The sequence below is a fragment of the Brotaphodocola sp. genome (genome assembly GCF_983179755.1).
On the sequence record NZ_CFAHBC010000013.1, the window covers coordinates 22,762 to 43,937 of the forward strand.

The following is a 21,176-nucleotide window of genomic DNA, read 5'->3' on the forward strand; positions in this document are numbered from 1 at the left end:
GAGAAATAGAGCTGAAAAAGAAAGAAAAAAGAAAAAATGGAAAAGGAGAAAAGGAGGGATCACAGATGAACATTCGTTTTTATAATGCGAGAATTCTGACGATGAATCAGAATACGGAGATTCTGGAAGGAGAAGTCTGGGTGGAGGGAAACCGAATCACCCATGTCGGACCGGTCAATGTCAGTGGTGCGGATTCTGTAAAGATTTTGGAACAGCCGATCTGGGATCGTGAGATTGATGCAAAGGGCAACCTGATCATGCCGGGATTTAAGAATGCGCACACGCACTCTGCGATGACGTTTCTGCGCTCCTACGCAGATGATATGCCACTTCTCGACTGGCTGAACAAGCAGATCTTCCCGATGGAGGCAAAACTTCAGGGAGAGGATATCTACTGGCTGAGCCGTCTTGCAATTCTCGAGTATCTGACAAGTGGAATCACCGCAAACTTTGATATGTATTTCCACCCGGAGATGATTGCAAAGGCATCGGTTGACAGTGGGTTCAGAACCGTGATTGTCAGCAGTCTCAATGATTTTTCTTCTTCTCTCTCCGCAATGGAGGAGGAGTATCAGACTTACAACAACTACGATGAGCTGATTAAGTACAGCCTCGGTTTCCACGCGGAGTATACGACCTCGAAAAAGCTGCTTGAGGGCGTTGCAAACCTCTCCCAGAAGTATAAGGCTCCGGTCTTCATGCACAATTCCGAGACGGAGTCGGAGGTGGCTCAGTGCGTCGGACGTTATGGCATGACCCCGACGACGTTTCTTGATTCTCTCGGCATGTTTGAGTACGGCGGTGGCGGTTACCACTGCGTCTGGATGAGTGAGGAGGATCTCGATATTTTTGCAAAGAAACATCTGATTGCTGTGACAAACCCGGGATCAAATACGAAACTTGCGAGCGGAATTGCGCCGATCTCCGAGATGCTGAAAAAGAATATCTGCCTCGCAATCGGAACGGACGGACCGGCGAGCAACAACTGTCTCGATATGTTCCGCGAGATGTTCCTTGTGACAGGACTTGGCAAACTGCGTGAGAAGGATGCAGGGGCGGTTCCGGCAGATGAGGTGCTCAAGATGGCAGTCTCCGGCGGTGCGTATGCGATGGGTCTTACGGACTGTGACTGCCTTGCAGAGGGCAAGCTTGCTGATTTGATCATGATTGATCTCCACCAGCCGAACATGCAACCGCTCAACAATATCGCAAAGAACCTTGTGTACAGCGGAAGCAAGCAGAATGTGAGGCTGACGATGGTAAATGGTAAGATCCTGTATGAGAACGGTGAGTTCTCGATCGGCGTTGATCCGGAGGAGCTTTACGAGAGAGCAAATGCCATCATCACACGCATGCGCGAGAACTAAAACATGCGCCAATTTTCGAAAATTTGAGAATCAGAGTTTGGCTTTGACAGATAGTAGGTAGTCATAATTAGGGTTTTGATATGAAAAAGCAGACAGAGAAGACCTGGGGCGGATATGATTTGATCCGAACATCCAGGAAGACGATCGCCATCCAGATTACTTTGGATGGCGATGTTACCGTAAGAGCACCGAGAGATTGCGAGAAGGCAGAGATCGATGATCTGATTCGGGATCGCAGAGAGTGGATTGAGGAGAAACGAGCAGAATTTCTCGCGCAGAAGAGAGAATGTGAGAAAAAGCAGGAGCAGTTTCCGAAGATTACCCCCGAGAGTGAGCGGGAGTTTCGCCGTCTTGCAAAAGAAAAAATCCCGAAGAGAGTTGCATTATTTGCAGAGCAGGTCGGAGTGGATTACGGAAAAATCACGATCAAGGATACGAAGTCGCGCTGGGGAAGTTGCAGTTATCAGGGCAACTTGAATTTCTGCTGGCGTTTGATTCTTGCACCGGAGGAAGTGCTCGACTATATTGTTGTGCACGAACTCTGTCATCGGCTTGAGATGAACCACTCCGCAAGGTTTTGGGCAGAAGTCAAGCGGGTGCTTCCGGAATACGAGAAGAGCAAGGAATGGTTAAAGGAGAACGGACTGGCACTTCTTGAGCGCTGAAAAAGACCATTTATCTTGGGGAAAAACAAAAAACTGAGTGGAAAGACAGACAGGATAAAAAGAACAGGATAGAAAGACAGGTAAAAAGGTTTTATGACAAATGATATGACAAAGGGAAGTCCGGTACGGCTGATCCTTGCTTTTATGATTCCCGCATATCTGGGGAATATTTTTCAGCAGTTTTATAATCTGGTAGATGCCGTTGTCGCCGGACGTTACATCGGTGTAAATGCGCTTGCAGCAATCGGAAGCACGACTTCACTCAACTTTCTGGTGATCGGATGGCTCAATGGACTCACGAGCGGATTTGCGATCATGGTGGCGCAGAGTTTCGGTGCAAAGGATTATAAGAGGATGCGTCACTATGTAGCCGTTTCGATTGAACTCTGTGTGGCGTTTGTTGTCGTGATGACGCTGGCGCTTCTGACATTTAACTACCCGGTTTTGAGATTGATGAACAGCCCGGATGAGATTATCGACCAGACAGCATCGTATCTGTCGATCATCTATGCGGGACTTTTTGTGACGGCTGCCTACAATGCGCTCGCAGCGGTGCTTCGTGCACTTGGAGACAGCAAGTCGCCACTTTATTTTCTGATTATCTCCGCTGTCCTCAATGCGATTCTCGATGTGGTTTTTGTAATCAAACTTCATGTCGGCGTTGAGGGCTGTGCGTGGGCAACCGTGATTGCGCAGGGCGTTTCGGCGCTTTGCTGTCTGGTATATATCATCCGCAAGTTCCATATTTTGAAGCTCTCGGCGGAGGATTTCCGTCTGGATTTCCCGATGATGGCAGAACTCATGGGAATCGGTATTCCGATGGCACTTCAGTTTTCGATCACAGCACTCGGAACGATCATTGTGCAGGGTGCAGTCAACAGCTACGGATCTACTTATATTGCGGGATTTGCGGCGGCAGGAAAGCTCCAGAACCTTGTCACCTCAATCTTTATCGCATTCGGAGCAACGACGGCAACGTATGTGGGACAGAACTGGGGAGCAGGTAAATTTGACCGCATCAAGCAGGGCGTTCGGGACACGCAGATTATGATTCTGATCAGTGCGGTGCTTATGATCCTGATCATCCATTTCTTTGGAGATCCGCTGATCCACATCTTCATCGATGGAAGTCAGACGGAAGTGACGGAGGCGGCGAGATCGTATTTCCGCACGGTTTCGTGGTGCTATCCGTTCCTCGGAAGTATTTTCCTGTACCGAAATGCGCTTCAGGGACTCGGTCATGGCTTTGTGCCGATGATGGGCGGTGTGTTTGAGCTTGGAGCGAGATCACTTGTTGTCATGGTCGTTGCAAGACTCGGCTACGGTTTTGTCGAGACCTGTGCCTCTGATCCGGCAGCGTGGATTGCAGCGCTGATTCCGCTGATCCCATATTTCTTCTATATCATGAGAAAGACGGAGAGTCAGATTCTTGCAAAGCAGGAAAAGTAGTTGCGCTGCAAGTCAGTCAGTCTGCAAGCTCCGTGTACAAGTAACATCGTCAAAATAAATCGTTTTGCATGCAAAAAAATGCTTTACAAAGGGAAAATTTGTGATAAAATAAAACAAAAATAAATAAGAGAAGCAGAGTAGGTCTGTGTGCGTTAAGTGCCAGCCGGACAGGGAGTTGCCGGCAGGACGAAAAAGAACGAAGGAGTTCTTTGCGGTACACAGTCCGCATCCCGCTGCGAAGAGGATATATTTCAATCTTATATCTCCTTTGTAGTTCGAGAGGTCTGCAAAGGAGGTATTTTTTATGCGTAAAATGATTTCTTTGTTTACCAGTTCTCATCAGGAACTCAAGCACGTTCGTGCGATCACGACGATGGCGATGTTTGGAGCATTGTCCGTGATTCTTGGATATTTCACAATCCAGATCGGCGATTACATCAAGATCGGTTTTTCGACGATCGTCAATCAGTTTGTGTGCAGTCTCTTTGGACCGGTTGCCGGAGCCGTCTTCGGTGGCACGATGGACATTGTGAAATTTCTGATCAAGCCGACCGGAGCATTTTTCCCGGGATTCACACTTGTGGCGATTGTGGCAGGACTGATTTACGGATGTTTCTACTACAAGCGCCCATTGACGCTGACGCGCGTGCTGATCGCAGAGCTGACGGTCTGTGTGATCTGCAACATGCTGATGAGCACGTATTTCCTGAGCATGCTCTATGGAAAAGGATTTCTCGCATTGCTTCCGATGCGTGCATTTAAAAATATAATTATGTGGCCGATCAACTCCGTTCTGTTTTATACGGTGAGAAAGGTTCTTGAGAGCGCCGGGGTGGTACGCCTCTTGAAAGAGCAAATATGATTACTCAAACAGAAAACCAGCAGGGAACCGGAAACGGAATTCTCTGCTGGTTTTCTGTTTTATTTTGTTTTATTGGGATGATTCAAGTAGATGCTCGCGGAGCATATAGCTCGTTACTTATTATTCTTTTTTTACGGTCTTTGCTTCAATATCTTTTCGGATTGAGAGCATACGCTGATCGGTCTCTGCTATGACTTCGGCGCACTGGCGGAGCTGTTCGCCGATTTCCTCAGCATTGTCGACGTCCTTCTTGTACTTGAGCTGATGATCGAGACTTGCCCAGAAATCCATTGCAATCGTGCGGATCTGAACTTCGACGCGAATATTTCGCTTCTCTTCGGAGAAATATACCGGAACTTCGATGATCAGGTGGTAACTGCGATAACCGTTTAGCTTCGGATGCTTGATGTAGTCCTTGATTGCGATGACGGTCACATCATCCTGACTGACGAGCATGTTGGCGACGGTGTAGATGTCGTCGACGAAGGAGCAGATGACGCGGATTCCGGCGATATCGTCGAGATTTGTGCACATGGATTCCACGGATACTGGAAGATTTCGGCGGATCAGCTTTTCCACAATGCTTGTCGGCTTTTTTACGCGGGATTTAATCACCTCGATCGGGTTGCGCTGGTGACGGATTGAGAGTTCGTCGTTGAGTACTTCGAGCTTGGTCTTTACTTCACGGATGGCGCAGGTGTACATCATCATGGCGGACTGGAATTGTCTTGCCTGGCTGATCAGTGCCTCCGGAACCTGGGCAAGATTTGGAACATTGACGGCGGACTGGATCAGCTCACTGTTTGGATTCATATTTACATTCATTTTTTAAGACCCCTTAGTATCGATAAATTTAGAATTCTGTATCAGGGAGCAGGAACATGGGTGACATCCTACCCGGATACATGTTCATTATAAGCAGTTTTTACTAAAACGACAAGCGATAAAACGAGAAAAAATTAAAAAATTCACAAATTCATAAATTCAGGAAATAAAAGAGCAGGAAAAAGAATGGGAGGGCGAACGGGACGGAAGAGGGGGATTGGGAAGGCACTATGAAAAAAGAAAGGCTTGCAAAAGCCTGTTAAATGAACTACAATGAAACGAGGGTCTAAAAAATGTGTATGTTTGAAATTGCTTGATTTGGGGGATTGCGAACGCACAAAAAAAGATAAGAAGAATCAGAATTGGAGGAAAATTCACATGAGTGAGAATTGTACACATGACTGCAACAGCTGTGGAGAGAGCTGTTCAAGCCGGAACGGAGGTCAGCCGACCAGCCTTTTAGCACCGCTGAATCCTGCAAGTAGCGTTAAGCACGTTATTGGCGTTGTGAGCGGAAAAGGTGGAGTGGGAAAATCTCTTGTTACCGCGCTGATGGCAGTGAAAATAAATGAAAAGGGAAAACATACTGCGATTCTGGATGCAGATATCACGGGTCCGTCGATTCCGAAGGCATTTGGTCTTGGAACAGATGGTCTGTCTGTGACTGAGGATGGCATGATGGTTCCGGCAACAACAGCTACCGGAATCGATATTATGTCTGCAAACCTGCTTCTCGATAAGGATACCGATCCGGTTATCTGGAGAGGTCCGGTTATCGCAGGTGCAGTAAAGCAGTTCTGGAGCGATGCTCTCTGGAAGGATGTGGACTATATGTTCGTTGATATGCCTCCGGGAACCGGAGATGTCCCGCTGACTGTATTCCAGTCTCTTCCGCTTAGCGGAATCATCATTGTAACCTCTCCGCAGGAGCTGGTTTCGATGATTGTTGCAAAGGCAGTGAATATGGCGCAGAAGATGAATGTTCCGATCCTTGGTCTTGTTGAGAATATGAGCTATTTGAGCTGTCCGGATTGCGGAAAGAAGATTTCTGTATTCGGTGAGAGCCATATCGATGAGATTGCAGAGCAGTATGGTATTCCGGTACTTGCAAAAATCCCGATCGATCCGAAGATTGCAGAGAATGTCGATGCAGGTACGGTAGAGTATCTGAAGGAAGACTGGATGGAGACCGCTGCCGAGAAGGTGCTGGCTCTGTAAAAGGTTTGAGTCGGATTGAGAACTCAGAAATTAAAGATTTAAGAAGTTAAGAATTTAGAGATTTAGGAAATTGAGATAGTGAATGGTGGGGTTCCGACTGGCAAAATAAGTCACGCAAACTCGCTCTCGCTCCGGGTAAATCAGCGGAAGCGTCACTGGCGCTTCCTCGATACGCCGGGCGAGCGTAGCGGTGCATAAGGCTATAAAATACATAGCCTAAGCACCGACGTTTCACACGGAATGGTTAATACAAATAATAGGACAGGCTTTGTGTGATTGCAAAGTCTGTTTTTTTATACAGTGAGAGTGCAGGGGTATTATCACCAGAGACCTGAAGAATGACACGTTTTATACCAAAATTAGCAAGTTCTTCAAGAAGTCTGCGAATCAGAATAGTGCCAAATCCTTTTCCTCTAAGATTCTCACAGATCTCGACATGGTGCAGGCAGACACAGGTTTCAGAGGTGCGTGTTGTCAGGCAGGAACCGATAAGATCAACCGTAGGAAAGTGGGAATTCGTATGGAAAGTTGTCTGACCATTGACAATTACTTCTTCATTTTCTTCGCGAACATGGAGTGAAAATGAATCTTCGTTTTTTCCTTTATCAGAGACAAGAGTCCATTTTGCAGTCTCAAAGAGAGTGGAGTTCTGGTTGGTATAACAAGGGTTATTACAATGAATATGTGAAAAAGAGTGTATAGATGCGCCGAGTCGGCATGCCATCTCATATTCAGCGGAGAGGCATTCTGCCTCAAGTGCATGCATGACGGCAAGACCATCTGTACAGGAGTCTGGGACCGGGAAGAGAATGTCTCGTTCTCCAGCAAGTGTTTCTGCCTCCTCGAGCAAAGCAGAAAAATATCCCTGACGGCGAAATGCGGGGTTGGTGACAGCTCGACATTCTGCGGTCTCATTATCTAAAATCGAGAGGGAGAGAACAGCAGGAATCGAACCGTCTGAACGCATCAGAAAGAGAAAAATGTTTTCTTCATCGTCAAAGGAGTCAGCTGAAGCATAAAGTTCTTCGTTATGATTCGTATCGGTTGTGATCTCAGCGACTGGAAATTCAGGGACATTTTCCCCATTCTGATGACAAGATAGGAAAAGTGACTCAATGGCGGATAGCTGTGATGCATCTGGAGTCTGGGTTATGACAATAGAAAAATCGGTATATGTGATGGTTTTCTGAATTTTCATAAATAAATCCTTTCGTTTATTGTGACCTGGCAAGGTTTCTCTCATTATAATAAAAATACACAAAGAATACAAGAAATGGGATTGTAGTTTGACGGGGGTGGTGGTAGAATAGCCGGGATGTGCAATTTTGGCGCAGATCATCATGACCCGGTGAGAAAATATCTGATGATGCACAGACAATGCATTTGAGAGTGACAGAAGAAAGTTGTGTTAAGGAGATAGAAGCAGGCGACGGAGACGAGAAAGATTAGGCGAACCCGGAGTGCGAACGTGTTTGCCTAACTTTACTCGTCGGAGGAGCCCTTAGAATCCTTGGAGAAGCCCTTAGAAGAAAGAGGACTTCTAAAAAGAAAAACTCTAAAAAGAGGAATTCTTAAAGGAAGCGCTTCCGTAAACGGATGCGAACAAAATTTTAACACACTTCCCCCGGGTGGTACAAAAGGAGAGAAAGATATGAAGTATGTAAAGGAGAGCGCGATTCTGTTCGGAATTACGCTGGTTGGCGAGCTGATGAATCTGCTACTGCCGTTGCCGGTACCGGCAGGTGTCTATGGACTTCTGCTGTTACTTGTGCTCTTGTGCAGTGGAATCCTTAAATTGGATCAGGTTGAGGCGACAGGAAATTTCCTGCTTGAGATCATGCCGATCCTGTTTATTCCGGCAGCGGTTGGCTTGATGGAGAGCGTGGATGCCATGCGGGCAATTCTTGTTCCGATGCTGGTGGTATGTACTGTTTCGACGATTATCGTTATGATTACAACCGGAAAAGTCACAGAGCTGATCCTTGCATTTGGAGAAAAAGAAGTTCATGAGTATGACGAACATCATAAAAAAGACAAGAATAACAGCAATAGAAGTACTGGAACCAACAAAAATAAGGGAGGCAGATAGGCATGAGTGCAGTTCAGAGTTCTTTATATTTGGGATTTGTGTTGAGCCTTCTCGCCTATCTGTTTGGCGCATGGCTGAAGAAAAAATTCGGATGGGCGATCTTAAATCCCCTTCTGATTTCCGTAATTCTTGTGATTGCGATTTTAAAGATTTTCCATATCGATTATGAGACTTACAACAACAGCGGAAAATACATCAGCTATCTGCTGACTCCGTCGACGGTTTGTCTGGCAATTCCGCTTTACAAGCAGTTGGAGCTTTTGATGAAGAATGCAGTTGCCGTCATTGCCTCGATCATCGCAGGTGTGATTGCAAGTGCGGGAAGTATTTTCGTGCTCTGTACGGTATTTGGTCTGAGCCATCAGGAGTATGTCACCTTTCTTCCAAAGTCGATCACGACAGCAATCGGAATGGGTGTCAGTGAGCAGGCTGGCGGTGTTGTGACATTGACTGTTGTCTGCATCATTATCACCGGAATTTTCGGAAATATCGTCGCAGACGCTGTCTTTGCGATTGCGAGAATCAAGCATCCGGTTGCGCGTGGACTTGCACTTGGAACCTCTGCCCATGCGATCGGAACGGCGAAGGCACTCGAGCTCGGTGAGGTCGAAGGCGCAATGAGCAGTCTTGCGATTGCAGTTGCGGGACTTCTTACGGTTATCATTGTTCCGATGATTTCCGGGTTGATTTAGCTTGAAAGGCTTTTGCGGATATGCTAAAATGTTCCAAGAGACATACTGCTATACATTGTTATGCACCGTTATACGGATGTATAGTAAGCAATACAACAAAATAAAAACGGACAAGGTATGAGGAGGACAAAGATGATTCAGCAGTTAATTGAGAAGATTCAGAAAACAAAGGCACCGATTTGTGTGGGACTTGATCCGATGGTCAGTTATATTCCGGAGCACATTCTAAAGAAATCATTTGCAGAATATGGTGAGACTTTAGAGGGCGCCGCAGACGCTGTCTGGAACTATAATAAGGAGATTGTCGACCATACCTGGGATCTGATTCCGGCTGTAAAACCGCAGATTGCAATGTATGAGCAGTTTGGCATTGAGGGCTTAAAGGTTTACGAGCGCACCGTTCGCTACTGCCAGGAGAAGGGACTGATCGTGATCGGCGATGCAAAGCGCGGTGATATCGGTTCTACTTCCGCTGCATACGCAACCGCTCATCTGGGTAAAGTGAAGGTTGGAAGCAAGGAGTACTCTGCATTCAACACCGAGTTCCTCACTGTAAACCCGTATCTCGGAACCGATGGCGTGAAGCCGTTTGTAGATGTGTGCAAGGCAGAGAACAAGGGAATCTTTGTTCTGGTAAAGACATCCAACCCGTCCAGCGGTGAGCTTCAGGACAAACTTGTCGATGGAAGACCGGTTTACGAGCTGGTTGCAGACAAAGTTGTAGAGTGGGGTGCAGACTGTATGGATGGCGCATACAGCAATGTTGGAGCCGTTGTCGGAGCAACTTATCCGGAGATGAGCGCAATCCTCAGAAAGCTGATGCCAAAGACCTATTTCCTCGTTCCGGGTTACGGCGCACAGGGCGGTACCGCAAAGGATCTGAAGGCTTGCTTCAATGAGGACGGACTCGGCGCAATCGTCAACTCTTCACGCGGTATCATCGCAGCATACAGACAGGAGAAGTATGCAAAGTTCGGTGCAGAGCATTTCGCAGAGGCATCCAGACAGGCAGTTGTGGACATGGTTGCAGACATCAACAGCGTTCTGTAACTTCCTCCTGTAAGAACAGAGTGAGAAAAATCCGTTGCTGTTTGCAGGGAGTGTGAACAGCAACAATCTTGGAAATGAGGTACGGGTCGTAATGGGAAAGATCAAGATGACAGCATCTGTGGTCAGTCAGGAAGCACTGACTTCAGATGTGTTCAGCATGTGGATTCAGGCAGAGGAGATTGCCTCTCAGGCAAAGCCGGGACAGTTTATCTCTGTCTATACGAAGGATCAGTCAAAGCTCCTTCCGCGTCCGATCAGTCTGTGTGAGATTGACCGTGAGAATGGACGTCTGCGCATTGTTTACCGGACAGTCGGAGCCGGAACAAAGGAGTTTGCCACCTATCAGGCAGGCGATGAGATTGAAATTTTAGGACCGCTTGGAAATGGTTTTCCGACGGACAGCACGAAGAAAGCCTTCTTGATTGGCGGTGGAATTGGTATTCCGCCGATGCTTGAGCTTGCAAAGACGCTCAAGGGCGAGAGACAGATGGTGCTTGGCTACCGTGATGTCCTGTTCTTGAACCAGGAATTTGAGCCGTATGGTTCTGTTTACCTGGCAACTGAGGATGGAAGTGCGGGAACAAAGGGAAATGTCCTCGATGCGATCCGTGAGCAGGGACTTGATGCAGATGTGATCTACGCCTGCGGTCCGACCCCGATGCTTCGCGCAATCAAGGCATATGCACAGGAGAACGGAATCGAGTGCTGGCTCTCCCTTGAGGAGCGCATGGCATGCGGAGTCGGCGCCTGCCTGGCCTGCGTCTGCAAGTCGAAGGAAGTGGATGACCATTCCCATGTGCACAACAAGCGGATCTGCAAGGACGGTCCGGTATTTCCTGCGCAGGAGGTGGAGCTGTGATGAATACAAAGGTGACGATTGCCGGTGTTGAGTTAAAGAATCCGGTTATGACAGCTTCCGGTACATTTGGAAGCGGAGAAGAGTACAGTGAGTTTGTAGATTTGAGCCGTCTCGGAGCTGTGGTGACGAAGGGCGTGGCAAATGTGCCGTGGCCGGGCAACCCGACTCCGCGTATCACCGAGGTTTACGGCGGTATGCTCAACGCGATCGGTCTGCAAAATCCGGGTATCGATGTGTTTGCAAAGAGAGACATTCCGTTCCTGAAGAAGTATGATACGAAGATCGTGGTCAATGTCTGCGGTAAGACGACCGAGGATTATCTTGAGGTTGTGGAGCGTCTTGCAGACGAGTCGGTTGACCTTCTTGAGATCAATATTTCCTGCCCGAATGTCAAGGAGGGCGGTATCGCCTTTGGTCAGGACCCGAAGGCAGTCGAGGCGATCACAAAGGCAGTCAAGGCGAAGGCAAAACAGCCGGTGATCATGAAACTCAGCCCGAATGTGACGGACATCACAGTGATGGCAAAGGCAGCGGAGGCAGGCGGTGCAGATGCACTCTCTCTGATCAACACGCTGACCGGAATGAAGATCGACATCAACCGTCGGACGTTTGCGCTCGCAAATAAGACCGGTGGCATGTCTGGTCCGGCAGTGAAGCCGGTTGCTGTCCGCATGGTATACCAGACGGCTCAGGCAGTCAAGATCCCGATCATTGGTATGGGCGGTATCGCGACGGCTGAGGATGCACTGGAGTTCATCATGGCAGGTGCGACCGCAGTGTCCGTCGGCACGGCAAACTTCTTTAATCCGTATGCGACGGTTCAGATCGCTGAGGAAATCGAGAACTTCATGAAACAGCATGGAGTTGAGGATATCCATGAGCTGATCGGCTGTGTGAAGTAAGAGCAAGAGTGAAATTACGTTGCTGTTTGCGCCATGTGTAAAAGGTGTGGACAGCAACAAGTGAGAGTGACATTGAGACTGGTAAGTAAGATTAGACAATAAGATTAAAATGAGAGGAGATATCGTGCTATGGAGCAGTATAAGAAAGAATTTATTGAGTTTATGATTGACTGTGAGGTTCTGAAATTCGGTGATTTTGTGACCAAGAGTGGAAGAAAGACCCCGTTCTTTGTAAATACCGGATTTTACCGCACCGGAACTCAGCTTCGCCGTTTAGGTGAGTACTATGCAAAGGCAATCCAGAGTGCATTCGGCATGGATTTCGATGTGCTGTTTGGACCGGCTTACAAGGGAATTCCGCTGACCGTTGCAACGACGATGGCAATCAGCGAGTTCTACGATGCAGATATTCGCTACTGTTCAAACCGTAAAGAGGTGAAGGATCACGGCGATAAGGGAATCCTGCTTGGAAGCCCGATCAAGGACAACGATAAGGTTGTGATCATCGAGGATGTAACGACTGCCGGAACTTCCATCGAGGAGACTCTGCCGATCATCAAAGCTCAGGGTGACGTGGATGTGCTCGGTCTTGTTGTATCCGTAGACCGTATGGAGCGTGGAAAAGATACGACTCACTCTGCACTCAAGGAGATTGAGAGAAAGTATGGCTTCAAGACGACTGCAATCGTGACGATGGCAGATGTTGTGGAGCATCTCTACAACAAGCCGTACAAGGGTCGTATCGTGATCGATGATACCTTAAAGGCAGCAATTGACGCTTACTATGAGCAGTATGGTGCTGAGGAGTAAGGGAGTTGCATATGGAGAAAGTATATAAGACAATGCAGCGTACCGGTGCGTGTAGCATTGCGGTGGGAATTGTGGTTCTTGTGACCGGTCTGGTAGTCGGAATCATGTCCATCGTGTGTGGGAGCATTCTGCTCAAGCGCAAAGGCGAGATTACATTTTAAATCGGCGGGAAACGCCGGAAGAAGGGGATGTTGCGGGAGTGCGACATCCTCTTTGCGTTCCGGAGTTTTCATTTTGGAAAGGAGCGCAGGGTGCGTAGAAAAAAATACAGGATTTCCTATATCCGAAGACCACTTGCGAGCAGGAGCATTCCGGCGACGTGTTTTGCGGTTGTAGCACTTGCGTCAACGATTGTCAGCCTTGTTCTCAGTGTGCGCGCGCAGGGAAATGGGGAGGCAAATGTCTCCGCATGGGGATTTTGTGGGATTGCGTTCACCGTGGTGACTCTGATCTACGGGATCACCGCATTTCGGGAAAAGGAAAAAAATTATATTTTGGCGAAGATTGCCTCAATCGCCGGAGCCATTCTGGCAGTATTCTGGGTCTGCATGCTGATTGTGGGCATCCTGTCCCTGACGATGTAGGACAGAGGTAAAACAGGTTACGGTTCCGGTGTCGCTGTTTGCGCAACGCGTGAACAGCAACGAAAACAGAGTGAATTGCACAGAGGAGGATGTTTTTTCTCTGCGTGACTTGCTTCAAGAAAAGAAAGGATATGACGACTGTGAATTATCGGGAATTATGGAATGACGAGAATACTCAGATCCGTGAGCGCTATGATCTGGCGATGGAGCGGATTGCGCAGATTCCGTCGGAGGAGAGAATTGCAGAGCCGTTTCGGGATTACTTTGCCGTGTTGGCTCATTTTGCCGGTCAGATCGAGGAGCTGGCAAGACTTCAGCTTCGCGAGGAACTCGAAGGATATTCCCTTGAGGAGCTAAAAGCGTTTAACCATGTGCTCTATGAGGATGTACTTCCGGAGCATTATGAGGAAAGCTACGCAAATCCGGCGTATGCGGTGGAGAAGCTCGGGGAGGAGCTTGGCACGATTCTGTCTGCCTTTTATGCACAGTTTCGCGAGGCAATTGTCTTTGCTTATGAGTGTCGATTGACAGACATCACGATTCTCGCGGAGACGCTGATTGAGATTTACAATCTTTTTGAGGAGGGAGTTCCGCACGAGAAGGCAGTGAGAGATGTACTCTACTGGTTCTTCAGCGATTACACAGATGTGACACTGACGTACCGGATTCGCGAACAGCTCGACCCGTCTCTGTCGTTTGCGCGTGACATCATCATGGAGAGCGATCTTTCGGATCTGCGTTATCTGTACCGCTTTGGAGAGTACATCTCAGATGCAGAGTTAAAGATTGCGGGATTTTTGAACACGCTTCCAGAGGAGACGATCGAGAAGATGGCTTCGACGTACACCGAAGGATACCGCAAGGGATTTGAGGTTATGGGAAGAGATCTGTCCCGCAAAAAGACGGTTGCCATCCGCTATGAGCTCGGCTTTGAGCGCATGATTCGCTCTGCAATTCGCCAGTTTTCCGAGATGGGACTTGAGACGATCCTCTACCGCTCGGCATCGTGGTCGGTGACAAAGAATCCAAACCGCAAGATCGGCTATCACGGCACTCCGGCAAACCGTCAGTACGACTACGATCATCGTTATGACAGCGCAATTTACCTCGACAAGGCATTCAAGGAGCGCAAGCTCGCCGTGCTCCGCACTGCGTATGAGACTTACCGCAGGGAAGCAGGATGGTTTGCTGGTCCGGCTGTCGTGGAGACGTTCGGTGAGGACGGATTCTGCCCGGTCAACTGCCCGCAGGCATATAAACTCGGCGAAAAGCAGGAAGAGCTGACGATCGCCTATGCGAACGAGTCGATGCAGGTACTCAACGACTATATTCCGGGGGATGAGACGAGCTTTACGATCATCGCATTCCCGGTTCCGGCGATCGGGGCTGACTTTGAGCAGATCTTTGCGGAGACGATTCGGATCAATACGCTCGACTACGAGGTTTACAAGGAGATCCAACAGCACATCATTGACGTTCTCGATCAGGCAAAGCAGGTGCATGTGACCGGACGAAACGGCAACGAGACCGACATCCGCGTTTCTCTTCACACACTTTCCGATCCGTCGAAGCAGACAAACTTTGAGAACTGCGTCGCCGACGTCAACATTCCGCTCGGGGAAGTCTTCACTTCGCCAATTCTTGCGGGAACGACGGGACTTCTGCATGTGAGCCAGGTCTACCTCGGGGATATTCAGTTTAAAAACCTGAGAATCCGCTTTGAGGACGGAAAGGTTGCAGAGTACAGCTGTGACAATTTCGAGAATCCGGAGGAGGGACATCAGCTGATCCGCCAGCAGATCCTCAAAAATCACGATACACTCCCTATGGGCGAGTTCGCGATCGGAACGAACACGACGGCATATGCGATGGCGCAGAAGTTTGGCATTGTGGAGAAATTGCCGATCCTGATTGCAGAGAAGATGGGACCACACTTTGCAGTCGGTGACACCTGTTACAGCTGGAGCGAGGATTCCCCGATGTACAATCCGGATGGACGCGAGGTCATTGCGCGCGACAATGAGATCTCGATTCTGAGAAAAGAAGATGTATCGAAGGCATACTTTGGCTGTCATCTCGACATCACGATCCCGTACTCGGAGCTTGGTGACATCACCGCAGTCTGCGAGGATGGAAGAGAGCTTCCGGTGATTCGCGAGGGAAGATTTGTTGTCGCCGGAACTGAGGAGCTAAACCGTGCGCTTGACGAAGAGTAAAAAAACAACACAATAAAAAGTCAGAAAAAAACCAAACGCGAAAAGTTCGATAAACAGAAGATGGAGACTGGGTGGAGCACGGGAGCATTTCCCGATGCTCCGCTGAGTCTTCTTTTTTTGTGCTGTTTTCAACAAGAAATTGGTTGAAATGCCACACAAAATCTGATAATATAGACAGATATTTGTCACAGTAGACAAAAAGAATCAAAACTGTCAAAAAATGGGGAAGAAAAGTGGAAAGGAGAAGGAGACAGGGGATATGGAACAGAATTTTTTTTCGATCGGGGAAGTGAGCAAAATTTGCAATGTCTCGAGAAAGGCACTGCGCTATTACGATCAGATTGGGCTGATTTCGCCAGACTATATCAACGAGGAAAACGGTTATCGGTATTACAGTGAGGATACTCTGCTGTATGTGCCGGTATTGAAATATTATAAACAGATGGGCTTTAAGCTCGAGGAGATGCAGGGACTTTTCGACGATGTGAATTTCGCCGGAATCCGTAAATGGTTCCCGGAAAAAATCGGGGAGCTGACCGCGGAGAAGCGCAGGCTTCAGGAGAGTCTGATCTCGATTCAGGACTGGTATCAGTTGATTCAGGAGGCGCAGATGGTCCTGCGCTACCAGACGTGTGAGATCTCAGTCAAATATTTTCCGGAGATGGATTTTTGTTACATGGATCAGGAGTTTACTTATGATTATCCGCCGGCAGTCATCAACATTCCATGGACGAATTACCTTGAGGAGCACGGGGAGGAGATCACAGGACCTGTGATTTTGCACTATGACTCATTTGCAGAGAAGATGGAGGGCAAATGCCATCGAGTGCGGATCATGCAACAGGCAGTCAGACCGAAACCACAAAGTCTGATCCAGCGAAAGCGTCAGCGCGGAATGGCAGTCTGCGTCTATCACATCGGCTCCCATGAAACGATTGATCAGGAGTATGAGAGAATCCGGGAGTGGGCGAAAAAGCGCGGATGCCATCTTGCCAAGGATTCGTATGAGAGGTTTGTGACAGACTACTGGTCGACAAAAAAGACGGAGGAGTTTGTGACGGAGATTATGGTTCCGTTTGAGCAGGAGGCAGAAGAATAAGACGACAAAAAACAAAAGACGGAAAATAAAAAGACAGGAATAAGAAAGATAGGAACAAATAGAAAAGCACAGATACAGGCGCAAAAAATGTAAAGAAATGTAATGAAAGCATGAAAAAATGCGGGAGAAAACTTTCCCCTTAGGGGGAAGGGCAGAGCGGGCAGATCAGGGATGATTTTGCCCGCTTTTTGCATATCCGAAGAGAAACAAAGAAGATCGGACAAAAATTTCGTTCAAAAAATTGGACAATCTGCTGTGAAATTGTTCCTGAATTTGTACAAGATGCTAGAAAAACGAGGGATTGTTCCCAAAAACAGCGTGTGAAAAAAATATCGAAAAAAGGGGTTGACATTCCGCTGAGGGGCAAGGGCTATACTAAATGCACAGAAAAACATGAGCGAGAAAACTTTTCTTGTGCATGTTGTGCGCACTGTAAACAAGATGAGCTCAGAGAAAAGAAAAAAACTGTAAAAGTTCCCAATCCTGAACAAGAGAAAGCGAAACAAAAACGAAATGTCTGAGGGGTGGGAGAGAACCAAGGAGAAGGAGAGAGACAAGATGAAGTATGATGCACTTGGAATGATTGAGACAAAAGGTCTTGTGGCTTCCATCGAGGCAGCCGATGCAATGGTAAAGGCAGCAAACGTAACCCTGATCGGAAAGGAGAAAGTCGGTGGCGGACTGATCACCGTTCTGGTGAGAGGTGATGTCGGAGCTGTCAAGGCTGCAACCGATGCGGGAGCAGCAGCAGCTCAGAGAATCGGTGAGCTGGTATCCGTTCACGTAATCCCGCGTCCGCACGGAGAGGTTGAGACCATCCTTCCTGGTGGAAAGACCGAATAATGAAATAACATCAAAGGAGAAATGAATCGATGAACGGAGGAAACGCATCTTTAGCAGATGCCAAGATGAAACAGGTCAGCAAAAGTTTCCGTAAGACGGGACTGATGACTGGAGCATTTTCCGGTCTGACCTACGGAATTTACACCACGCTGGTTATGGTGGCTGGTTACTATGAACCACTTGCCGGAGCGGCTGGTTTCCTTGCAGCCCCTTATGTGTGTGCAGGTCTGAACGATCTGTTTGCCGGTCTCTGGCTGTTACTCTACAACGCCAAGATGGGACGTTTGGCAGAGATTGGAAGAACCTTAAACACCTTCCCTGGAAAGATGATGCTTCTCGGAGCCTTCCTTGGAGGCCCGATCGCAAACGGAGCTTACCTCGTAGGACTCGCGCTTGCAGGTGCTTACGCGATCCCGATTTCCGCGACCTGTGGTCTTTTCGGAGCGATCTTCGCATGGATCTTCCTGAAACAAAAACCGACGAAGCGAGTTGTCGCAGGAATGGTCATCTGTGTGGCCGGTGCAATCGTCATCAACTGGACGAAGCCGGAGGGCGCACCGAACTTTACACTCGGAATTCTCTGTTCCCTTCTTGCAGCAGTCTGCTGGGGACTTGAGGGAACACTTTCAAGCTACGGTGGTGCAATGGTTGATACTGATGTGGCAACAAACATCAGAGAGCTGTTCTCCGGTCTTGTAAACCTGATTGTCATCGTTCCGCTTGTCGGTGGTCTTGGACTGCTCGGCGGTACGCTGTCAGCAGGAATTCCGGTTCTCTGGCTTGCTGTCGCAGGTCTGAGCGCAGGTGCTTCCTACCTGCTGTGGTATCAGGCGAATGCAACCGTTGGCTGTGCAATCGGAATGTCTCTGAATGTCACCTATGCATTCTGGGGAGTTCTCTTCTGTGTCCTGTTCTTAGGTCAGGCAGTGACTCCGACGATTGTGATCGGATCGATTGTCATCATCGCTGGTGCAATCCTGGTTACGATGAATCCGTTAGATTTCTTTAAGAAGGAGGAAAACTAAGATGTTACTTCCTGCAAGAATGGCTGTGTTGAATTATTTAAACAAAGTGAAGGATGCAAGCGTTGATGAGATTATGAATGCGATGAAGTCCCAGTATGGAAACGAGGGTCAGTTTACAAAGAAAATGTATCTGAATCACGCGATGGCGCTTGAAGCAAACGGAATGTGCGAGCTGACCGGATATGAGCTTGACAAAAACGGAGAGCTCTCGATGCGCTTTGCAATCAACGAGGCAGGACGCGATGCCGTAAATAAGTATGTGCCTGCAAAGTTTCGATAAAAGTTCAAAAGTTCTCAAAAGTTTTCCCGATTAAAAAATTGAGATTCGGGGAATGAGAATGGAATCGCTTAGAATTAGAAAAGGAGAATCGGAGAATGAGATATTACGGTGAAGAAGCCCTCGGTCTCGTGGAAACCCTCGGTCTTGTTCCGGCGATGGAAGCTGCGGACAAGATGTTAAAGGCAGCAGATGTCGAGCTGATTTCCTACGAGAATGTAGGTTCCACCCTTGTCACAATCATGGTCAAGGGCGATGTGGCAGCTGTTCGTTCTGCTGTGGAGGCGGGAGCTGAGGCAGCGGCAGCGATCGGCAAGCTGACAGCGAAGAACGTGATGCCGAGACCGATCCGTGCGGTCGGTGAGATCGTGTCCGTTCATGACATTGATGCGTAAGAAGTCATTTTAAGTATTTAGAGGGACTTGCGTAAGAAACCGTTTACAGGAGAAAAAGTATGGAGAGATATGAAGCCATTGGAATGATTGAAACCTTTGGTCTGGTATTTGTTCTGGAAGCTGCGGATGCAATGTGCAAGGCAGCAGATGTCGAACTGATCGGCTACGAGAATGTCGCTTCCGGATACATTTCCGTCATCGTTCAGGGCGATGTCGGAGCCTGCCGTACCGCAGTGGATGCCGGAGTGAAGGCAGTCGAAAACATGGGAGCAGAGGTTTACAGCTCCGTGGTAATCCCGAGACCGCATCAGGATCTTGGAAAGATTGTAAAACGTTACAGCCTGACGAATCTACTGCCGGCAGAGTAAAACAGTTACCGCTCAAAGGCAGACACTTTTGGAACCGAAAGTGCCGTAAGATAACGTGGCGGTAGCAGATTTTGCCGATTTGGAATGCGAAGCATCGGCAAAATCCGTTGCTGTTTACAGGGTATGTGAACAGTAATGCAGGAGGATCGTAAGATGAAATTTGTTGACAGAGACCTGATGGCGGTTCAGGAAGCCCGCGTCCTCATGGAGGAGGCAGGGGAGGCAAAGACCGTCCTCGGGAGATGGAAACAGGAAAATTTGGACAGAGTTGTTCATGCGATGATGAAGGCGTGCTCAGAGCGAGTTGAGATGCTCGTGCAGATGGCAGTCCGTGAGACCGGATATGGAGAGATCACCGATCAGGTCAGGATGTGCCGGTTTCTGATTGCATCGCTTGAAAAGTCATTTGAGAACATGAGATGCGTTGGAATCCTTGAGAGCTGTGAGGGTGAGGGTGTCTTGGAGATCGGAGTTCCGCTCGGTGTGATCGCTGTGGCAGTTCCGGCACTCAGCCCGGTGTCCGCAGTGCTCTTTGGAGCGGTCAGTGCAGTGAAAGCGGGAAATGCGGTTGTGTTTGCCCCGCATCCGAGAGCAGTCGAGACAACGAAGAAGACGGTTCAGATTTTGAGAGAGGTGGTGCTTGCAGAGGGGCTTCCGGACGGAGCAATCTCCTGTATGGAGACCTCAGCGAAGGAGGGAGCACTCGAGCTTTTCGGCCACCCGCAGACCTCACTGATCTTAAACATGGGTGAGGAAGCGCTTTACCGGGAGAGTCCGGTGGGAAAAACGGTGATTTACGGCGGAATCGTTCCGTCCCCGGTCTTTATCGAGAGAAGCGCAGATGTCAGGCAGGCGGTTGCAGACATTGTCGCAGGACGCAGTTTCAACTGCGGAATCGTCGCCGGTTCCGAGCAATATGTGGTTGCAGACAGTCGGATTGCAGAAATTGCAAAGCAGGAGATGATCTCCTGTGGAGCTTACTTTATGGACGAGAAAGAGGAGAAGAAATTGATTTGTCTTCTCGGAATCGGGGAGAAGCAGGGATGTGCGGAGAAAGAGTACATCGGAAAGAGCGCAGAGTGGCTTGCCACAAAGGCGGGATTTTCGGTTCCGAAGGGAACGAGAGTGCTGGTATCCGAACAGACCTACATCACAGATTTCAACCCGTATGCGAACGCCCTGCTTTGTCCGGTGATCGTCTTCTACATCGAAAGTGACTGGACGCACGCCTGTGAAAAGTGCATGGAGCTGTTGATGGGAGAAAATCATGGAAATACGCTGGCGATTCACTCGACCGACGCCGAGATCATCCGCCAGTTTGCACTGAAAAAACCGGTGGGACGAGTGCTTGTGAACACCCCATCCTCTGTCGGCGCGATGGGAGTGACAACGAATCTCTTCCCGTCAGCGGTGCTCGGAAGCCTGAGTGCCGGAATGGGAATCACCGCAGAGAATGTTTCACCGATGAATCTGATTTACCGAAGAAAGGCGGCCTTCGGGGTGCGCAGCTTCCAGAAGATGATGGAGTAACAAGAATCGAGAGTGTATTTTGTTACTTCGGAAAGAAAGAGAGGAACCATT

The 21,176-nt window shown here is 48.6% G+C and carries 23 protein-coding genes and 1 riboswitch; of the genes, 21 read left to right on the top strand and 2 right to left on the bottom strand.

What is annotated here, in order from left to right:
• Positions 1-65: 65 nt before the first annotated feature.
• From AC4EVX_RS06650 to AC4EVX_RS06665, 4 genes are all read left to right on the top strand, one after another.
• Positions 66-1,367, top strand: a complete 1,302-nt coding sequence (locus AC4EVX_RS06650) for an amidohydrolase (protein WP_177978635.1) — start codon at positions 66-68, stop codon at positions 1,365-1,367.
• A gap of 80 nt (positions 1,368-1,447) precedes the next feature.
• Entirely contained in the window at positions 1,448-2,032 is a 585-nt protein-coding gene (locus AC4EVX_RS06655; protein WP_490159839.1) for a M48 family metallopeptidase, read from the top strand.
• A 93-nt stretch (positions 2,033-2,125) separates the two neighbouring features.
• Positions 2,126-3,481, top strand: a complete 1,356-nt coding sequence (locus AC4EVX_RS06660) for an MATE family efflux transporter (RefSeq protein WP_490159840.1) — start codon at positions 2,126-2,128, stop codon at positions 3,479-3,481.
• 131 nt (positions 3,482-3,612) lie between these two features.
• Positions 3,613-3,719: riboswitch (THF riboswitch) on the top strand.
• Between the two features lie 66 nt (positions 3,720-3,785).
• Positions 3,786-4,343: a folate family ECF transporter S component gene (locus AC4EVX_RS06665; protein ID WP_177977569.1), complete on the top strand. Its 558-nt coding sequence runs from the start codon at positions 3,786-3,788 to the stop codon at positions 4,341-4,343.
• A gap of 120 nt (positions 4,344-4,463) precedes the next feature.
• Here the strand turns inward: AC4EVX_RS06665 and AC4EVX_RS06670 are convergent, their stop codons facing one another.
• Positions 4,464-5,168: a GTP pyrophosphokinase family protein gene (locus tag AC4EVX_RS06670; RefSeq protein WP_177977570.1), complete on the bottom strand. Its 705-nt coding sequence runs from the start codon at positions 5,166-5,168 to the stop codon at positions 4,464-4,466.
• Positions 5,169-5,546: 378 nt separating this feature from the next.
• Here AC4EVX_RS06670 and AC4EVX_RS06675 point away from each other — a divergent pair, with 378 nt between their 5' ends.
• Positions 5,547-6,386: a P-loop NTPase gene (locus tag AC4EVX_RS06675; RefSeq protein ID WP_177977571.1), complete on the top strand. Its 840-nt coding sequence runs from the start codon at positions 5,547-5,549 to the stop codon at positions 6,384-6,386.
• Positions 6,387-6,630: 244 nt separating this feature from the next.
• On the opposite strand, the gene AC4EVX_RS06680 is transcribed toward AC4EVX_RS06675, so the two are convergent.
• Positions 6,631-7,584 (bottom strand): GNAT family N-acetyltransferase, encoded by a 954-nt coding sequence (locus AC4EVX_RS06680; protein WP_490159841.1) that lies wholly within the window; start codon positions 7,582-7,584, stop codon positions 6,631-6,633.
• A gap of 453 nt (positions 7,585-8,037) precedes the next feature.
• Between AC4EVX_RS06680 and AC4EVX_RS06685 the strand changes: the two genes are divergently transcribed.
• The 16 genes from AC4EVX_RS06685 to AC4EVX_RS06760 all read left to right on the top strand — a co-directional run bounded on the left by AC4EVX_RS06685 (position 8,038) and on the right by AC4EVX_RS06760 (position 21,125).
• Positions 8,038-8,475, top strand: coding sequence for a CidA/LrgA family protein (locus tag AC4EVX_RS06685; protein ID WP_177977573.1), 438 nt, complete (start codon positions 8,038-8,040; stop codon positions 8,473-8,475).
• A 2-nt stretch (positions 8,476-8,477) separates the two neighbouring features.
• A complete protein-coding gene (locus AC4EVX_RS06690) occupies positions 8,478-9,167 on the top strand; it encodes an LrgB family protein (RefSeq protein WP_177977574.1) in 690 nt (229 codons plus the stop codon).
• A gap of 132 nt (positions 9,168-9,299) precedes the next feature.
• On the top strand, positions 9,300-10,217 hold the full coding sequence (gene pyrF, locus AC4EVX_RS06695) for an orotidine-5'-phosphate decarboxylase (RefSeq protein ID WP_177977575.1): 918 nt from the start codon (positions 9,300-9,302) through the stop codon (positions 10,215-10,217).
• Between the two features lie 91 nt (positions 10,218-10,308).
• Positions 10,309-11,076 carry a dihydroorotate dehydrogenase electron transfer subunit gene (locus AC4EVX_RS06700; protein ID WP_490159842.1) on the top strand — a complete coding sequence of 256 codons (768 nt, stop codon included), beginning with the start codon at positions 10,309-10,311 and terminating at the stop codon, positions 11,074-11,076.
• Complete coding sequence (locus AC4EVX_RS06705) at positions 11,076-11,978, top strand: dihydroorotate dehydrogenase (protein WP_490159853.1); 903 nt, start codon at positions 11,076-11,078, stop codon at positions 11,976-11,978. Before AC4EVX_RS06700 ends, AC4EVX_RS06705 begins: the two co-directional genes overlap by 1 nt.
• Positions 11,979-12,107: 129 nt before the next feature.
• Positions 12,108-12,788 (top strand): orotate phosphoribosyltransferase, encoded by a 681-nt coding sequence (gene pyrE / locus AC4EVX_RS06710; protein WP_308451330.1) that lies wholly within the window; start codon positions 12,108-12,110, stop codon positions 12,786-12,788.
• Between the two features lie 11 nt (positions 12,789-12,799).
• A complete protein-coding gene (locus AC4EVX_RS06715; RefSeq protein WP_177977577.1) occupies positions 12,800-12,949 on the top strand; it encodes a hypothetical protein in 150 nt (49 codons plus the stop codon).
• Between the two features lie 90 nt (positions 12,950-13,039).
• The gene (locus AC4EVX_RS06720) at positions 13,040-13,372 is read left to right on the top strand and encodes a calcium:proton exchanger (RefSeq protein ID WP_177977578.1); all 333 of its coding nucleotides are present in this window, start codon (positions 13,040-13,042) and stop codon (positions 13,370-13,372) included.
• Positions 13,373-13,512: 140 nt separating this feature from the next.
• Positions 13,513-15,588 (top strand): aminopeptidase, encoded by a 2,076-nt coding sequence (locus AC4EVX_RS06725; RefSeq protein ID WP_490159854.1) that lies wholly within the window; start codon positions 13,513-13,515, stop codon positions 15,586-15,588.
• 259 nt (positions 15,589-15,847) lie between these two features.
• Positions 15,848-16,687 (top strand): MerR family transcriptional regulator, encoded by an 840-nt coding sequence (locus AC4EVX_RS06730; protein ID WP_177977579.1) that lies wholly within the window; start codon positions 15,848-15,850, stop codon positions 16,685-16,687.
• A gap of 558 nt (positions 16,688-17,245) precedes the next feature.
• Entirely contained in the window at positions 17,246-17,530 is a 285-nt protein-coding gene (gene eutM, locus AC4EVX_RS06735) for an ethanolamine utilization microcompartment protein EutM (protein WP_027640754.1), read from the top strand.
• Positions 17,531-17,559: 29 nt separating this feature from the next.
• Positions 17,560-18,555, top strand: a complete 996-nt coding sequence (locus tag AC4EVX_RS06740) for a DMT family transporter (protein WP_308451327.1) — start codon at positions 17,560-17,562, stop codon at positions 18,553-18,555.
• Position 18,556: 1 nt separating this feature from the next.
• The gene (locus AC4EVX_RS06745) at positions 18,557-18,835 is read left to right on the top strand and encodes a hypothetical protein (RefSeq protein ID WP_177977581.1); all 279 of its coding nucleotides are present in this window, start codon (positions 18,557-18,559) and stop codon (positions 18,833-18,835) included.
• A gap of 95 nt (positions 18,836-18,930) precedes the next feature.
• Positions 18,931-19,227: a BMC domain-containing protein gene (locus AC4EVX_RS06750; protein ID WP_027640757.1), complete on the top strand. Its 297-nt coding sequence runs from the start codon at positions 18,931-18,933 to the stop codon at positions 19,225-19,227.
• Positions 19,228-19,286: 59 nt separating this feature from the next.
• Positions 19,287-19,595 carry a BMC domain-containing protein gene (locus tag AC4EVX_RS06755; RefSeq protein ID WP_177977582.1) on the top strand — a complete coding sequence of 103 codons (309 nt, stop codon included), beginning with the start codon at positions 19,287-19,289 and terminating at the stop codon, positions 19,593-19,595.
• A 153-nt stretch (positions 19,596-19,748) separates the two neighbouring features.
• Positions 19,749-21,125, top strand: a complete 1,377-nt coding sequence (locus AC4EVX_RS06760; RefSeq protein WP_490159843.1) for an aldehyde dehydrogenase family protein — start codon at positions 19,749-19,751, stop codon at positions 21,123-21,125.
• Positions 21,126-21,176: the final 51 nt, after the last annotated feature.